The following is a 16,550-nucleotide window of genomic DNA, read 5'->3' as shown; positions in this document are numbered from 1 at the left end:
ATGGAAACTGCTATTAACAATGATGAATCAGAACTGGCACCTTCAGTGTTTGCCCATCTGTCATTAGCCCGTTATCCGGAGTTTGATACCGCCAGCAGCCTGCAGGCCTGGGATGCCGCGGACGAGTATTTAATTAATACCGTTGATAAGCAAAAACTGGCGCAAGGCCCCGTGCTTCTGCTGAATGATACTTTTGGTGCTTTAGCCTGTGAATTGCATCAATATCATCCGGTAAGCTATGGCGATTCCTACGTGAGTCAGTTGGCAACGCTACGTAATTTGCAGCTAAATAACCTGTCAGCCGACAACGTTAGTTTTATTGATAGCGTAACGCCGTTATCAGCTAAACCTGCGGTAGTGTTGATTAAAGTACCTAAAGCGCTGGCTCTACTGGAACAACAACTGTATGCACTGCGGGAAGTGGTAGGGGAAGATACGCAAATTATTGCCGCAGGAAAAACCCGTGATATTCATACCTCTACGCTGCAACTGTTTGAGAGGGTGCTTGGCCCAACCCATACCAGTCTGGCATGGAAAAAGGCGCGTCTGATTTTCTGCCAGTTTAATCAGCCGGATGTCGCCCCTTTTAATGAATTAGTCAGTTGGCCTCTGGATGGAACAGACTATCTTATTCATAACTATCCAAATGTGTTTTCCCGTACCTCTCTGGATATTGGTGCCCGTTTCTTTTCTGAACATCTGCCGTCCGGTTTAACTGGCACTTTGGTGGATTTAGGCTGTGGTAACGGCGTTCTGGGGCTTGGTTTACTGGAACAGAACCCGGAAGCTGAAGTGATTTTCCGCGATGAATCTTTTATGGCGGTGGAATCGAGCCGGTTAAACGTAGAAAAAAACCGACCGCAGGATATTGATCGCTGCTTCTTTGAAGCGGACCACTCGCTGGCCAATGTTGAACGTAACAGTTTGCAAGGGATCGTATGTAATCCGCCGTTTCATCAGCATCACTCGGTAACGGACTACATTGCCTGGCAGATGTTTAATGATGCCAAACGTTGTCTGGCGATTGGTGGTGAGCTGCGTATTATTGGCAATCGTCATCTGGGATATCACCAAAAGCTGAAGCGCCTGTTTGGCAACTGTGAATTGCTGGCATCCAATAAGAAGTTTGTTATTTTGCGTTCGGTAAAGGCACCAAGAAAGAGCCGCCAGAGCTGAATTGAAGAATAATAAAAAGGCGCATCGAATTTTCCGGATGCGCCTTTTTTAATGCAATTAATTGATTATTTAATAAAGTCGAAAACTAGTTTGCCTTCTTCTACTTTAATGCCTTTCGCCAGTTTTTGTGCCGTTGCCTCTAATGCACTGTTAGCTGGATTCAGAACATAGACCGGTTGGTCATTGAAATAGAGTTGCAGTGCGCTATTCAGTAATGGAATAAAGGTTTTCACATTTTTCACTGCGCCCTGAGTGGTTTTCAGGTCATAGTCTGCCAGTTCCAGATCTTTCAGATAAACGGCGCCTTTTACCGGATCAAAGTCCGGACGCGCATTGATAGTTAGCTGAAGATTGGCATCCTGATTACCCAAAATAGATGAAATAGCGAACACGGCATTACCGGTTAACGTCACCTTATTTGGCGTATCGCGACCAATTTTAGCATTCAGATTATTCAGGGATAGATCGGCATTAACCAGACCGCTCAGGTTAAAGCTGCGCGATGCTTTATCAGTATGGGTGGATAAATATTTATTAATCGATTGCTCGCTTAAAGCATATTGAGAAACCTGATTACAACCAAACAGCAGTCCAATAACCAGCACGGCACAAACGCGGGAAAAAATTCTAAACATACTTACCCTTATATAATCCATCAGATAGTCCATTTCGCTATAGAGTAGCAATTACTTTATAGACAGAGCAAACCTAATTCCGTTCACAATATTTTATGAAGCCATGGCTTTGGTGTTCATACTCCCGGGGAGAATTGACGATGCAGCGCCAACGCAGTAATTATTCCGACAACCCCTAAAAGTAACCAGGGAATTTCAGGCAGGTTCATCTCATGCCCAATATCATAAAGCCACCCGCCGCCGGTATAGCCAATAGCGCCACCGAATGCTAAACCTAATTTACTAAATCCCATGTAACTGGCACGTGCATGAGGATTTGACAGCGAGGCACTTAAGGTTTCGCGCGCCGGTTCGGCAATAATCAGACCGAGATAGAAAAAGAAGATCAGAGCTAAAATACCGGAAAGGGAGTGTACAAATCCTAACGGCATCAGACTAAAGGTCATTAACAGTAAACCCACCATCAAACGCTGATCGAGGCGGAAATACTTCTCGCTCCAGCGGGCAATGGGATAGAGCAGGGAGAGAGAGAGAATTGCCTGAATCAGGTACATCCAGCGAATCGTTTCGGGTGCACCGGAAACTTCATTTACCAGTAAAGGCAGCATTAACATCACTTGAATGGATAATACATAATAACCGGTAAGGGTTAATACATAGCGACGGAAGTAGCTATCCTTCACTGCGGCTTTAATTCCATTCATGATAGGAGCACGAACCGAAGTGGAAACCCGATAGGCCGGTAATACAAAGGCGTTTAACGCGGCGGCCAGTACGAAGAATGCAGCACCAAACCAACAAACCCAGTGAAAGTCATAACGTAGTAACCAACTGCCTAATAGTGCGCCAATCACCACGCCGGCACTGTCCTGCATCATTAACAGCGAATAGAAACGACCGCGTTCATGGGGGCGAGTTAATTTAATGACTAACGCCACGCGTGGTGGGTCAAACAGTGTGCCGCCAAAAGCCGAAAGGGCACAGGAAAAAATCAGGATCCAGGGCTGATCTGCTAATGCCATGGTTGCAAAGCCTGCGGCGCGTAACAGCATACCGGTAACGATCAGCGGCTTGGCTCCAAAACGGTCTGCCAGTGCGCCACCAAAAATGCCTAACCCCTGTTGCAGAAACTGACGCAGCCCTAAAGCCAAACCGACCACTAATGCGGCCCAGCCAAGTTGATCAACAAATCGAATTGAAATTAGCGGGAAAACGACGAAAAAACCAAGAACAACTAGCAGGTTATCTAATAATAGAAAATACTTACCTAAGCTTCTGACTCGCGATACCCGAGGCATAATTTCACCGTCAGCGAAAAAATAAATAAAAAGGGGGGAATTCTGTCGCTATTTTGAACTTTATTACTGAATAACGATACCAATTTAGTACACTATCTTTGTCATTTAATGCTGTATTTTCATTTTTTATAAGGGGTCCCGGATGTTTGGCTATCGTTCGAATGTTCCTAAGGTATCATTAACGACGGATCGCCTGAGCGTGCGTCTTGCCTGCGAACGTGATGCCTACCGGCTTGCAGACTATTATACCGAGAATAGAGAGTTCCTGAAGCCATGGGAACCCGTGCGTGACCAGAGTTATTGTTATCCTTCTGGCTGGCAGGTGCGTTTAAATCTGATTAATGAGTTGCATAAGCAGGGCAATGCTTATTATTTCTTGTTACTCGATCCCGATGAAAAAGAGGTCAGAGGCGTTGCAAATTTTAGCAATGTCATCCGGGGAGATTTTCATGCCTGTATTCTGGGCTATTCCCTTGGGCAAAAATGGGAAGGTCAGGGATTAATGTATGAAGCGCTACAGCCAGCATTACGCTATATGCTTAACCAGCAGCGAATGCACCGAATAATGGCAAACTATATGCCCCATAATCAGCGCAGTGGAAATTTATTATTACGATTAGGTTTTGAGCGTGAAGGGTATGCTAAACAGTATCTGCGAATTGATGGAAACTGGCAGGATCACGTGATGATGGCCCTGACAAACCTTAACTGGAAACCGGCGATTTAAGGAGTCGATAGATGAAGTATCAATTAACGGATAGTGAAGCCCGGGTTATCGGCAGTATGCTGGAAAAAGAGGTGACGACACCAGACCAGTACCCATTATCACTAAATAGCTTAATGACCGCCTGTAATCAGAAAACCAGCCGTGAACCCGTCATGGATTTAAGTGAGTTGGACGTGCAGGAAACGTTGGATAGCCTGCAAAAAAAGTATCTGGTACGTACTGCCAGCGGAATTGGTGGCCGGGTTGCTAAATATGTTCATCGTTTTTGTAATACCGAGTTTGGTGATTTTAAACTGTCACCGGCCGAGTTGGCCGTCGTTTGTTTGCTGCTATTGCGCGGTCCTCAAACTCCGGGTGAACTGAGAACGCGTTCCAATCGACTGTATGAATTCTCGGATATCAGTGAGGTTGAACAGGTACTGGAAGGATTGTCCAATCGGGAAGATGGTCCCTATGTTGTTAAGCTGGCGCGGGAACCGGGTAGAAGAGAGAGTCGTTATGCTCATCTATTTTGCGGGCCAGTAGATGCCGCTTCTTTTAGTTCAGCAAGTTCAACGTCAGACAATAGAGTGTCAGAAACCTCTGAAGAGTTAAGTGAACGGGTACAACAGTTAGAGACAGAGGTTGCCTTACTGAAGCAGCAATTGGCTGAACTAAACGAAAAGTTTGAGATTTTAGTTGGTTAATCAGTGACATTGTCACAAAAAATAAAATCAATTTAAATCAACTAATTAATTAAATATATTCAACCTGAATTGTTGCTGACTCGGTGCGATTCAGGGTGAAAATCACATTTTTATACGCTTTTAGATTGGTGATTCAACGGACTAACCGTACACTACGCCTCAGTCAGCCATCGCACAGACAGCGATGCCATTAATAAGAATCGTTTAATTACATGAATTTATTAAAATCACTTGCCGCGGTCAGCTCAATGACCATGGTGTCACGGATTCTGGGATTTGCCCGTGATGCGATTGTGGCGCGGGCGTTTGGTGCCGGAATGGCAACGGATGCCTTTTTTGTCGCTTTTAAGTTACCTAATTTGCTACGACGTATTTTTGCCGAAGGGGCATTCTCTCAGGCATTTGTTCCTATTCTGGCTGAATATAAAACCCAACAGGGGGAAGAGGCGACCAGAACCTTTATTGCCTATGTATCTGGTCTGCTAACGTTGGTATTAGCACTGGTGACTTTTCTGGGTATTGTTGCCGCCCCTTGGGTTATTTGGGTTACTGCACCGGGATTTACCGATGAGCCGGATAAGTTTGCTCTAACAACTCAACTGTTACAGGTTACCTTCCCCTATATTTTGCTGATATCGCTAGCCTCGCTGGCTGGCGCGATTCTTAATACCTGGAATCGTTTTTCGGTACCGGCATTTGCTCCCACGTTGTTAAACGTGAGTATGATTGGTTTTGCTTTATTTGGTGCGCCTTACTTTGACCCGCCGATTATGGCACTGGCTTGGGCGGTGGTGGTTGGGGGAATTCTTCAACTGCTCTATCAGTTGCCACATTTGAAAAAGATTGGCATGTTGGTTTTACCGCGCCTCAATTTGCGAGACAGTGGCGTTTGGCGTGTTATGAGGCAAATGGGGCCTGCAATTCTCGGCGTATCGGTGAGTCAAATCTCACTGATCATTAATACTATTTTTGCTTCATTTCTGGCGTCGGGGTCTGTGTCCTGGATGTATTATGCCGACCGCTTAATGGAGCTGCCGTCAGGGGTATTAGGGGTTGCGTTAGGGACTATCTTATTACCTTCATTAGCCAAAAGTTTCTCCAGCGGGAATGCTGAAGAGTACTCCAGCTTGATGGACTGGGGATTAAGACTCTGCTTTTTACTGGCTTTACCTTGTTCAGTCGCGTTGGGAGTTATCTCTGAGCCATTGATCAAATCGCTGTTTCAGTATGGTCAATTTAGCGCCCACGATGCGATGATGACTCGCCAGGCGTTGATTGCCTATTCGGTCGGACTGATGGGGTTAATTTTGGTTAAAGTTCTGGCTCCGGGCTTTTATTCCCGTCAGGATATTAAAACACCGGTCAGAATTGCTATTGTTACGCTGATTGCCACCCAACTGATGAACCTGGCGTTCATTGGTCCGTTTAAACATGCAGGTCTGGCGCTGTCGATTGGTGTTGCTGCCTGTCTCAATGCCGGTTTGTTGTTTTGGCAGTTGAAAAAACGTAAATATTTTCAGCCCAAAAGCGGTTGGGGTATCTTCTTTGTTAAATTGATCATTGCCCTTATAGTCATGACTGCGGCGTTAATTGGCATGGTGTATATTATGCCTGCGTGGGATATCGGTAGTATGCTGATGCGCATATTACGTTTGTTACTGGTGGTAGCCGTTGGAGTCGTAGCTTATTTCGGCACACTGGGATTATTAGGTTTTCGCATCAGGGATTTTGCCCGTCGGATAGCGTAGGTTAAATTGTTGCCGGAAGCGATTTCATCGCGACTAAAAACAGAAACTGAATCTAATAATAAAGGCGCCGATGGCGCCTTTATTGTCATCATGAGAACAGCATTACATCCGCTCAACCGTTTGGATACCTAGGGTATCCAGACCCAACTTCAACGTACGGGCAGTAAGCGCGGCTAATTTCAGACGGCTCTGACGAGTGCTTTCGTCATCAGCATTCAGAATTGGGCAGTTTTCATAGAAACCGGAGAACAGGCCAGCGACATCGTACAGGTAAGCACACATCACATGCGGTGTACCTTCTCGGGCTACGGTGTAGAGCGTTTCTTCAAATTGCATCAGACGAGTAGCCAGAGCTTTTTCACGCTCATCAACAATTTTCAGTGCACTTGTTAACGTGCTTTCATCAATGCCAGCGCGTTTAAAAATAGAGGCCACGCGAGTATAGGCATACTGCATATAAGGTGCGGTGTTGCCTTCTAACGCTAACATGATATCCCAATCGAACACATAATCAGTGGTACGATTTTTAGATAAATCAGAGTATTTAACGGCACCAATACCTACAGCGTTAATCACATCTTTCAGTTCATCTGCTGTCATGTCCGGATTCTTTTCAAGAATCAGGTTATGCAGCTTAGCGTCGGCATTCTCAATGGCTTCATCCAGCAAATCGGATAGCTTAATGGTGCCGCCAGAACGAGTTTTAAACGGTTTGCCATCTTTACCTAGCATCATGCCAAACATATGGTGTTCCAGCGTCACGCTGTCAGGGATATAGCCAGCCTTACGTACGATGGTCCATGCCTGCATCAGATGTTGATGCTGACGAGAGTCAATGTAATAAAGAATACGTTCAGCACCTAAGGTTTCATAGCGGTATTTAGCACAGGCAATATCGGTTGTGGTATACAGGAAGCCACCGTCATTCTTCTGGACGATAACTCCCATAGGTTCACCTTCTTTATTCTTGAATTCATCAAGATAAACCACCGTTGCCCCGTCACTTTCAACCGCCAGACCTTTGGCCTTAAGGTCGGCCACAATACCGGGCAACATCGCGTTATAGATACTTTCGCCCATAATGTCGCCAACGGTTAAGGTCACATTCAGACGCTGGTAGGTAAGGATATTTTGGTGCATGGTTACGTCAACCAGCTTACGCCACATGGAACGGCAGTATTCGTCACCACCTTGCAGCTTCACCACATATTCACGGGCACGTTCAGCGAAAACCGGATCGGAATCATAATGCTGCTTGGCGGTACGATAGAAGGCTTCAAGATCGGATAGTGTCATATTATCCGCATTCTCATTTTCCATCTTTTCCAGATAGGCAATCAGCATACCAAACTGGGTTCCCCAATCGCCCACGTGGTTAGCTCGGATAACGTTATGGCCCAGAAACTCTAACGTACGAACAACGGCATCACCAATGATGGTTGAACGCAAATGACCCACATGCATTTCTTTGGCAACGTTTGGTGCGGAATAGTCAACTACGATGGTTTGTTTATGAGCTGGGGTGACATTTAACTTATCGTCTTGTAATGCCAGTTCCACCTTGGAGGCCAGCCACTCAGGATCCAGAAAGATATTAATAAATCCTGGCCCCGCAATTTCGATTTTACTGGCGATGGGGGAGAGATCCAGATGGGTTAATACCTGCTCAGCCAATTGACGAGGAGGAAGACCGAGCTTTTTCGCTACGGCCATAATGCCATTGGCTTGATAATCACCAAACTGTGCTTTGGCAGACTGACGCACTTGAGCTTCACAATCTGCAGGCGCGCCAGCAGCAATGAGTGCCTGGGTAATTTTATCTGATAAAAGAGCCTGTATATTCACCGGATTACCTTATTACGACTTGTTATATAATTCTGCGAAAAACAGCAGCAAGCTATGGGCGTCGTCATGACATTTGAATCGACGCAGGCTTACCGCTTTCTAAAGAAAACCGGTGAATAATACCCGATCTTATGGATTACGTCAGCTTTAGTGCAGGGGGAGGAGTACGATATTAAAACGTTTCTTTGACCAAAAGGTATTCAGATAGCGCAATATACAAGAACAGGCATCAAATAGTCAGAAGTTGACAGGGTTAACGTGACGGTAAGATTAATTGTTGGTGGTTTTGTACTGTTGGGCGATATCCAGCTCTTTGTTGTCTATTTCAGCATCATCTTTGGAAGAGAACATACATAGGAATATGTTTATAGCGATAGATAGGAATACCATAATTAAGAATGGGATACATAAGAACAATGTGTTCATTAAAGAGAGGGAGACACCATTGATATAAACAAGATAATAGAAGAATTTTACTACTGAGATAATGGGCAATACACACCAAAAGACAAAGAATATAATATTCAGTGTTTTATTGAGTAGCAGAGCGGTGTTGTTATTTTGATTAGACTTAAGCTCAGAGATCATGCGGACTGGTTTTTTTGAACATTCGGCCAGTTGACTCTCTAACTGACTAACATGGCGATACCAGCTCTTATGCCAGTAATTATTATTCACCGTAACCCGGTACCAGGCGTGAGAAATCGTAATACCCATAATCGAAATCACCATTTCGATAAAGTAGGTGATTAACGTGGAGGTACTGAAAAATACAATGCCAAAAAACAATGTAATGACGGCGCCCATAGCAAGAAAAAGCATACTGCGCTGCCAGTAAGACTGAGCTTCAGCTTTTTTCAAATTATGTGCGTGCTTGAGTGACATTCTTGTCAAGTGACATAAATCATTGCACACATGTGCGTCCTCGGATTTATGCACTGTATCTTTATTTAAGTGCATGTTCATCTATCATCCATTATAGATATACTCCTTACAGCTTACCTGAACAGGCGTTAAGACTCAATGGTCAATACAAAACGCCTGCGTGAATAACACATATCTACGGTTTGGATTTTAACAGTTTATTACATGCCTATTTTACCATTAAATGGGGATTAAATTGTATTGTTTCTTAGGTTTAAGCGACAATATTCTTTAGTGGGGGTACTTTATCATGTGATTATATATTAATTGTATAATAATCTTGGTTATTGTGTCGCAGAATGCATTAACGCTAACTTAATGTGTTGTTTTTATTCGATTATGATACCTTAAATAGATTATTAGCATGATGGAGTGGGAATGTCAGGATGACTTATCGCGCTATACGAACCGGCTGATAAGCCAGAAGACAGCGGCATTTTTAGAGGGCAGTTGAACATAAGAAAGCGTTTGATGTTTTCGGCGATACGGACGATAACTGAAACAGTTCGTTATATCACTAAAGATGAGCTTCTATTGTAAGATTAATTCTGCATTTTTTATATTCCTTTCGATGATTTGTTAATCAAAATTTAGCTTGATTATTCAACTGACTGTTTATGTGTAAATTTGATATAACAAACAAACATATATAAATGCATCTCTGAAATAGCGCTTAAAATATAGCCGACACTGTACTTTGGGTATTGTCTGATTACCTGAATATTGAAATAGCCAAAGAATAATTTAACGATAAGCGGAGAGATGGCAGGGCAGCGTTAGTTCATTACTTATAAAGAATGCGTGTAGAAATTACACTGATTTTATTTGGTTTATTATATCGTTATAAACGCTATAATAGGCAATAACAAAGGCTATCAGGAACGCACCATTTATGAAGTTTTATCATGAGATTACCAGTGACGGGCTTAATACTGATATATGCTATAGCGTCGTTATTCTCGGCACGCCATTAAGAGCCTCCAGACGTATTCGCCATCCAGCTTCACGAATTAAGCAAGAGCAGGCGAAGAAAGCACTCAGACGCTCTTTGTGTAAAACCAGAAAATTTATCCGTATGCATCAACTATCAGAAGAAGCCTGGTCTGCTTTTTGTGACAGATAAGGTTATACCCGATAATTATCTGGTCATTGTCGGGTTAGTGTTTCCAGTTGTTCAATAACTTCTCTAAAGGTATTAAAGGGCTGTTCGGTTAATAAACTAAACCGACGGTGGTGAATTTTCGCCAGCAGATATTTTGACCCTTTTCCATAAACGACGAATCCATCCGATATATCGGCCTCAAAGCTAATATTGCCATGAAACACCGTGACAATGTGGCCGTTAACTTCCAATCTGTTCATATTGACTCCAATCCTTGTCATCACTTTTGGTTAAAGCGGTAATTATTAGAAAAAAGTTAAACCCATATGTGTAAAGACGATTGATTCAATGTTGAGCTATCGTTCCGGGCTAACACGCCTGTGAAAGAGAAAACAAGCGAAGAGAATTTTAATGAGTCATTTGGCCCGATAAATATATAAAGAATAATCTTTATATATCAAATAATTAAACTTTCCATTTAATAGGTAATAAAGGTTATTCTGTTGAAATCACATGCAAAAATAGAAATTTGAACAGATAACAACTATCATTAACGGGTAGCAACATAAAGGAAAAAGCTATTCAGTTAATTAACCGAATGACGGGAGAGTATGAATAGCTAGTCTGACAGGAATGGATTTTTTTTGGAGGTGAATAATGGGTTTTATTGCTTGGATCGTATTAGGTTTAATTGTCGGTATTCTGGCTAAATGGATCATGCCTGGTAAAGATGGCGGTGGATTTATCGTAACCGTTATTCTGGGTATTGTTGGTGCATTAGTTGGGGGATATATCAGTTCCTTCTTCGGCTTCGGCACGGTAGATGGTTTCAATATCGGAAGCCTGGTTATTGCTGTTCTTGGTGCACTACTGGTTCTGTTTATCTATCGCAAAATCAAGAGCTAATGAGTTAGTCACTTGATGATCTCAGCCGCTAATTTAGCGGCTGATGTTTTTTCTGGTGTTGTATTATTACTGAGTCTTAGCGGAATATTAAGCAGTGGCTTTAAAGGCGTGTAACCGATTCATTGCTTTAGTAATATTTTCTTTAATCAAAATATCGGTACAGCGTACCGCTTCATCAATAGCTTCATCTATCATCTTTTGTTCAGAAGCCGGTGGTTTACCCAAAACAAATCCCGTAACTTTATTTTTGTCCCCCGGATGACCAATACCAATTCTTAATCGATAAAAGTTAGGGTTATTGCCCAGCTTATTTGCGATATCCTTTAAACCGTTGTGACCTCCATTACCACCACCCAATTTTAATTTAGCCACGCCAGGGGGGAGGTCGAGTTCGTCATGAGCCACCAGAATTTCATCGGGTGAGATTCGAAAGAAATTGGCCATGGTCAGCACAGCTTTTCCACTTAAATTCATAAAGGTGGTAGGAACCAACAGTCTGATATCGTTACCTGCGATATTCAGGCGAGCGGTGTAGCCAAAGAATTTCGTCTCTTCTTTTAACGGCTGATTATTGCGCTCAGCTAACAGATCAACAAACCAGGCACCGGCATTGTGGCGAGTTTGAGCATATTCCGCTCCCGGGTTAGCTAAACCAACGATTAATTTAATACTACTCACAGTCAATTCCTACAAAACAGTATGATGGTATTGGGATGACAAAATTATAAGCGAGGTAGTTTACCCTTAGTCCTGCGAATTACAAAATCACTACCAGATTGCCCGCTTGAAGCGCTGTGCCTATCGACAAAGCGTTGTTATTGCAGTAGCACAAATTGCTAAACTTGCTATCTAATGAATTGTAAGCAAATTGTAAGGATTAATGGCCAAGCTGTGATCGTAGCCACACAAATAATGTATTTACGTGTCTATACTCATAGTGAAAGTAAGGTTAAGTCACTTCAGCAAGCTTTTGGTGGAGGGTACTATGAAACGCAGAAACGCAGTTTTACTCGGCAATATCCTAATGGGACTAGGTCTGGTTTCAATGATTGGTGGCGTAGGCCTGACCATCGTTGGCCATCTGAAGGATATGGTACTTTTACCGGGAGATCTAGCCCATATACCGATCATGGGAATTTTCCTTGGCGCCTTAGTGTGGTTGGTTGGAGCTCGTATTGGTGGGCGTGACCGGGTTGCAGATCGCTATTGGTGGATCAAACACAGCGACAACGGTGCTCGCAGATGCGGATATCGCCATAAACATCTGTAGTTAATCCTTTGGTTAAATTAGCCAAACGTTGAACGGTAAGGCATTGTCATTATTTATTAACCCATATAGGCATACACATCATGGTGCTTATCAATTGAAAAGCCCGCTATTCAGTAGTGAATAACGGGCTTTTTTCATTAGACAGTTTTTGCCAGTGTTTAGGAATTAATGCTCAAACATGGCAGAAATTGACTCTTCGTTACTGATGCGGCGAATAGCCTCAGCCAGCATGCCAGAAAGCGTTAACGTACGAACTTTATTAATCGCTTTAATTTCAGCAGACAGCGGAATGGTGTCACAAACCACCACTTCATCAATCACGGAGTTTTTGATGTTATCGACGGCATTACCTGAGAAGATCGGGTGAGTCGCGTAAGCAAATACACGTTTAGCGCCACGCTCTTTCAGTGCTTCAGCCGCTTTACACAGGGTGCCACCGGTATCAATCATGTCGTCAACTAAAACGCAGTCGCGACCGTTAACATCACCAATAATATGCATTACCTGAGAAACGTTAGCGCGCGGGCGACGTTTATCGATAATAGCCATATCAGTATCGTTAAGCAGTTTAGCGATAGCGCGGGCACGAACAACACCACCAATGTCTGGAGAAACAACAATTGGGCTTTCCAGATTTTGTTGCAACATGTCTTCTAACAGGATTGGGCTACCGAATACGTTATCAACCGGTACATCGAAGAACCCTTGAATCTGTTCAGCATGTAAATCTACGGTTAATACACGGTCAACACCAACGCTGGAAAGAAAGTCAGCAACAACTTTAGCAGTGATTGGTACACGGGCTGAACGTACACGACGATCCTGACGGGCATAACCAAAGTAAGGAATTACCGCGGTAATACGACCAGCAGAAGCGCGACGCAGGGCATCAACCATCACGACTAATTCCATTAAATTGTCATTGGTTGGTGCACAGGTGGATTGGATAATAAAGATATCGCCACCGCGTACGTTTTCATTAATTTGAACACTCACTTCACCGTCACTAAAACGGCCTACAGCGGCGTCACCAAGAGATGTATAAAGACGATTGGCTACACGTTGTGCTAGTTCCGGCGTAGCGTTACCAGCAAAGAGCTTCATGTCAGGCACGAGAAGAACCTCAGGCTTGCATCCAGATAAGATATCATCGCGGGCAGGGATAGAGCTGACCCATTGATGATATACGGAAATAGAGACCACAAAATGCTGTAAACAGGGCTGACTCCAGAATAGCTTTGGTTACAACATTTAAAGTAGTGCTCATTCTTGCCTTGAGAGTACAGCTTGCAACGGTGAGGTATTGACACCTTGCGCAACAAAACCATGTAACCACTCAGGGGCTTGTTTTAACACGTCAACAGCCGCCGCCTGCGTATCGAATTCCGAAAATACACAAGCACCTGTTCCCGTTAAACGTGATGGGGCATATTCTAACAGCCAAGAAATGAGCTGTTCAACCTCGGGGAACCTTTTTCTTGCGATTGGTTCACAATCATTTAAAAAAGGTGAGGCTAAAAGGGTGGTAAGAGTACGTTTTGGCGTATTTCTAACCAGCTCCTGATCGTTAAAGATAAAGGGTGTGGGAATATGTATACCCGGATGAGCAACTAAATACCATTTTTCTTTTGGTTGAGCAGGTTGTAATTTTTCACCAACGCCTTCAGCAAAAGCCGCATATCCATAAATAAATACCGGAACATCAGCACCGAGAGTTAATCCAATTTTGCACAATTGTTCTGTTGTCAGTCCGCATTTCCACAAGTGATTGAGGGCGACCAGTACCGTTGCTGCATTAGAGGAACCGCCGCCAAGACCACCGCCCATGGGCAAAATTTTGCTAATGGAAATATCGGCGCCAACCTGACAGTTACTGAACTGTTGTAACATTCGGGCTGCACGTATAATTAAGTTTTGCTCATCAGGAACGCCATCAATTGGCGTTAACAATACAATTTGCTCATCCTGACGTGGTGCGAAATTAAGCGTATCGCCATAATCAAGAAACTGAAACAGTGTTTGTAAATCGTGATAGCCGTCAGGGCGACGGCCATTAATATACAAAAACAAATTCAGTTTGGCGGGTGAAGGCCAGTCAACCATCATTGCAGTGTCCAGTTGTCCATCTTCAGCTTAATACGTTCTTCATCATGGGATATTTCCAGACGGCTCGGTAGTGCGGGTTGAACGTCCTGATTATAAGCCTGGTAATCAACGGTCCAGGTTTGTCCGTTTTGCTCCAGGGTTACTTTATGCAGACGAGCTTCTGGCGTTAACGTGTAATTTTTGGCATCAGCCGGCAGGCCAAGCATCCACTTACGCATATTGTTTAGTGGAATAGTCATTCCCGTTAGTTCCTGGATCATCTTCTCGGCATCATCGCTGACATAGCGTTGGCCTTGATCGTCGGTTAACTGTACCAGACCCGGCTGAACGTTTAGCTCCATAACGGTATTACCTAATGGGTTGGTCAATACTAAACGGTATTGATCGGGATTCTGCTGCTGCCAAAAAAATCGGGCGTACACTTTCTGTTCAGATGAAAGATAAGCAAAAGCACCACGAGTTTGATATTGAGTCAGCGCCGTAACCTGCTGTTGATGTTTCTGCCACTCAGGAGAAGAGGGCGAAACCGCCGTACCCTGTTGACCGGTTAATGTACAGGCAGTCAGAAATACGCTGGCTAAAGGGATCAGTTTTAGAAAAGTAGAAGTCCGTATAAATGTCATGATGTTCTCGCCGGGATCCTGTCGATAACCGATAACGCTAATGACCTTAAGGTAAAACGTCAATCGGATTGTTATTACGGGTAAAATTAATGGCATAAAGTATATCTGTTTTATGCTGATAAATCCTGCAAACGCACTCTCACGATAAGTAGTGACTTTTATTGGTAGTCAGCATCAAGTAGAATATGCCAACGAAATACCGATTCAACTGAGAATCTAAAATAACTATAACTATTTCATGACGCTGTTTGCACTTGGAATCAATCATAAAACTGCCCCAGTATCATTGAGGGAAAAGGTTACCTTTTCCCCGGATACATTAGGTGATGCATTGCAAAGCCTGCACCAACAACCTTTGGTGCAGGGCGGTGTTGTGTTGTCTACGTGCAACCGAACCGAGCTGTATTTAAGCGTTGAGCAGGATGAAAATACGCTGCAACAGCTCATTAAATGGTTATGCCAGTATCATCAGTTATCGCCAGAAGAATTAACTAAAAGTCTGTACTGGCATCAGGATTCTGATGCCGTTAACCACCTAATGCGTGTTGCCAGCGGCTTGGACTCTCTGGTACTGGGTGAACCTCAGATATTGGGGCAGGTGAAGAAGGCTTTTGCCGAGTCGCAGGAACACCGTAAGTTAAATACCGAGCTTGAGCGCTTATTCCAAAAATCATTCTCTGTAGCAAAGCGCGTTCGTACCGAAACCGAAATTGGTTCCAGTGCGGTGTCGGTTGCTTTTGCCGCCTGTACGCTGGCGCGCCAGATTTTCGAATCCATGAGCGACGTGAATGTATTGCTGGTCGGCGCCGGTGAAACCATTGAGTTGGTGGCGCGTTATTTACGCGAACATCAAGTTAAAAAGATGGTGATTGCCAATCGTACACGCGAAAGAGCGCAACAGTTGGCGGATGAAGTTCAGGCTGACGTTATCACCCTACCTGAAATTGATGAACGCTTATATAAAGCGGATATAGTTATCAGTTCAACCGCCAGTCCGTTACCTATTATTGGTAAAGGTATGGTTGAGCGCTCGCTGAAAGCACGCCGTAATCAGCCAATGTTATTTATCGATATTGCGGTACCGCGTGATATCGAACCTGAAGTGGGTGATCTGTCAAACGTCTATCTTTATACCGTTGACGATTTACATGCGATTATTGAGCACAATTTATCACAGCGTAAAGCGGCTGCTGTTCAGGCTGAAGATATTGTTCAGCAGGAAAGCGCCAACTTTATGGCATGGATGCGATCGCAGTCAGCCGTCTCTTCTATTCGGGATTACCGGTCAATGGCGGATGGTATTCGGGAAGAATTAGTAGAAAAGGCCTTATCCTCTATTGAACAGGGGGCTGATGTTGAAAGTACCATTAACGAACTGGCGCATAAGCTCACCAACCGTCTTATTCACGCACCAACCAAATCTCTCCAGAAAGCGGCAAGCAGCGGCGATCTGGAACAATTGAATGTATTACGTGACAGCCTCGGGCTGGATCAGTATTAGTTT

Annotated in this window: 17 protein-coding genes; 8 read left to right on the top strand and 9 right to left on the bottom strand. The window is 43.8% G+C overall.

Translation table 11 applies throughout. The features are described from left to right. Nucleotides 1–1,176, top strand: a complete 1,176-nt coding sequence (gene rlmG, locus EKN56_RS09335; protein ID WP_130591527.1) for a 23S rRNA (guanine(1835)-N(2))-methyltransferase RlmG — start codon at nt 1–3, stop codon at nt 1,174–1,176. A 65-nt stretch (nt 1,177–1,241) separates the two neighbouring features. Here rlmG and EKN56_RS09330 read toward each other — a convergent pair whose 3' ends face one another. Both EKN56_RS09330 and mdtH read right to left on the bottom strand, forming a co-directional pair. Beyond that, on the bottom strand, nt 1,242–1,811 hold the full coding sequence (locus EKN56_RS09330; protein WP_130591526.1) for a lipoprotein: 570 nt from the start codon (nt 1,809–1,811) through the stop codon (nt 1,242–1,244). 116 nt (nt 1,812–1,927) lie between these two features. Then, nucleotides 1,928–3,109 carry a multidrug efflux MFS transporter MdtH gene (mdtH, locus tag EKN56_RS09325; RefSeq protein ID WP_130591525.1) on the bottom strand — a complete coding sequence of 394 codons (1,182 nt, stop codon included), beginning with the start codon at nt 3,107–3,109 and terminating at the stop codon, nt 1,928–1,930. Nucleotides 3,110–3,251: 142 nt separating this feature from the next. Here mdtH and rimJ point away from each other — a divergent pair, with 142 nt between their 5' ends. The 3 genes from rimJ to murJ all read left to right on the top strand — a co-directional run bounded on the left by rimJ (nt 3,252) and on the right by murJ (nt 6,270). After that, nucleotides 3,252–3,836 carry a ribosomal protein S5-alanine N-acetyltransferase gene (gene rimJ, locus EKN56_RS09320; RefSeq protein WP_130591524.1) on the top strand — a complete coding sequence of 195 codons (585 nt, stop codon included), beginning with the start codon at nt 3,252–3,254 and terminating at the stop codon, nt 3,834–3,836. 11 nt (nt 3,837–3,847) lie between these two features. Further along, nucleotides 3,848–4,522 (top strand): YceH family protein, encoded by a 675-nt coding sequence (locus EKN56_RS09315; protein ID WP_130591523.1) that lies wholly within the window; start codon nt 3,848–3,850, stop codon nt 4,520–4,522. A gap of 212 nt (nt 4,523–4,734) precedes the next feature. Continuing rightward, a complete protein-coding gene (murJ, locus tag EKN56_RS09310; RefSeq protein WP_130591522.1) occupies nt 4,735–6,270 on the top strand; it encodes a murein biosynthesis integral membrane protein MurJ in 1,536 nt (511 codons plus the stop codon). Between the two features lie 102 nt (nt 6,271–6,372). Here the strand turns inward: murJ and argS are convergent, their stop codons facing one another. Further along, on the bottom strand, nt 6,373–8,115 hold the full coding sequence (argS, locus tag EKN56_RS09305; protein WP_130591521.1) for an arginine--tRNA ligase: 1,743 nt from the start codon (nt 8,113–8,115) through the stop codon (nt 6,373–6,375). A gap of 270 nt (nt 8,116–8,385) precedes the next feature. Further along, a complete protein-coding gene (locus tag EKN56_RS09300) occupies nt 8,386–9,000 on the bottom strand; it encodes a RipA family octameric membrane protein (RefSeq protein ID WP_456085572.1) in 615 nt (204 codons plus the stop codon). 931 nt (nt 9,001–9,931) lie between these two features. On the opposite strand from EKN56_RS09300, the gene EKN56_RS09295 reads away from it, so the two are divergent. Further along, nucleotides 9,932–10,162 (top strand): hypothetical protein, encoded by a 231-nt coding sequence (locus EKN56_RS09295; RefSeq protein ID WP_130591519.1) that lies wholly within the window; start codon nt 9,932–9,934, stop codon nt 10,160–10,162. Nucleotides 10,163–10,185: 23 nt separating this feature from the next. Here EKN56_RS09295 and EKN56_RS09290 read toward each other — a convergent pair whose 3' ends face one another. Next, nucleotides 10,186–10,401, bottom strand: coding sequence for a hypothetical protein (locus EKN56_RS09290; RefSeq protein WP_130591518.1), 216 nt, complete (start codon nt 10,399–10,401; stop codon nt 10,186–10,188). A 397-nt stretch (nt 10,402–10,798) separates the two neighbouring features. On the opposite strand from EKN56_RS09290, the gene EKN56_RS09285 reads away from it, so the two are divergent. Continuing rightward, nucleotides 10,799–11,047 (top strand): GlsB/YeaQ/YmgE family stress response membrane protein, encoded by a 249-nt coding sequence (locus tag EKN56_RS09285; protein ID WP_130591517.1) that lies wholly within the window; start codon nt 10,799–10,801, stop codon nt 11,045–11,047. A gap of 87 nt (nt 11,048–11,134) precedes the next feature. Here the strand turns inward: EKN56_RS09285 and pth are convergent, their stop codons facing one another. Then, entirely contained in the window at nt 11,135–11,725 is a 591-nt protein-coding gene (gene pth / locus EKN56_RS09280) for an aminoacyl-tRNA hydrolase (protein WP_130591516.1), read from the bottom strand. 307 nt (nt 11,726–12,032) lie between these two features. Between pth and ychH the strand changes: the two genes are divergently transcribed. Then, nucleotides 12,033–12,317: a stress-induced protein YchH gene (ychH, locus tag EKN56_RS09275; RefSeq protein WP_130591515.1), complete on the top strand. Its 285-nt coding sequence runs from the start codon at nt 12,033–12,035 to the stop codon at nt 12,315–12,317. A 165-nt stretch (nt 12,318–12,482) separates the two neighbouring features. Here the strand turns inward: ychH and prs are convergent, their stop codons facing one another. The 3 genes from prs to lolB all read right to left on the bottom strand — a co-directional run bounded on the left by prs (nt 12,483) and on the right by lolB (nt 15,046). Beyond that, nucleotides 12,483–13,430 (bottom strand): ribose-phosphate diphosphokinase, encoded by a 948-nt coding sequence (gene prs, locus EKN56_RS09270; RefSeq protein WP_047781175.1) that lies wholly within the window; start codon nt 13,428–13,430, stop codon nt 12,483–12,485. Between the two features lie 150 nt (nt 13,431–13,580). Further along, on the bottom strand, nt 13,581–14,423 hold the full coding sequence (gene ispE, locus EKN56_RS09265; RefSeq protein WP_130591514.1) for a 4-(cytidine 5'-diphospho)-2-C-methyl-D-erythritol kinase: 843 nt from the start codon (nt 14,421–14,423) through the stop codon (nt 13,581–13,583). Next, entirely contained in the window at nt 14,420–15,046 is a 627-nt protein-coding gene (gene lolB / locus EKN56_RS09260) for a lipoprotein insertase outer membrane protein LolB (RefSeq protein ID WP_130591513.1), read from the bottom strand. Before lolB ends, ispE begins: the two co-directional genes overlap by 4 nt. Before the next feature lie 238 nt (nt 15,047–15,284). On the opposite strand from lolB, the gene hemA reads away from it, so the two are divergent. Continuing rightward, on the top strand, nt 15,285–16,547 hold the full coding sequence (gene hemA / locus EKN56_RS09255) for a glutamyl-tRNA reductase (protein WP_130591512.1): 1,263 nt from the start codon (nt 15,285–15,287) through the stop codon (nt 16,545–16,547). The last annotated feature ends 3 nt before the right edge of the window (nt 16,548–16,550 follow it).

This window comes from Limnobaculum zhutongyuii, from assembly GCF_004295645.1.
Lineage (GTDB): Bacteria > Pseudomonadota > Gammaproteobacteria > Enterobacterales > Enterobacteriaceae > Limnobaculum > Limnobaculum zhutongyuii.
This window is presented reverse-complemented; position numbering and strand designations above follow the sequence as displayed.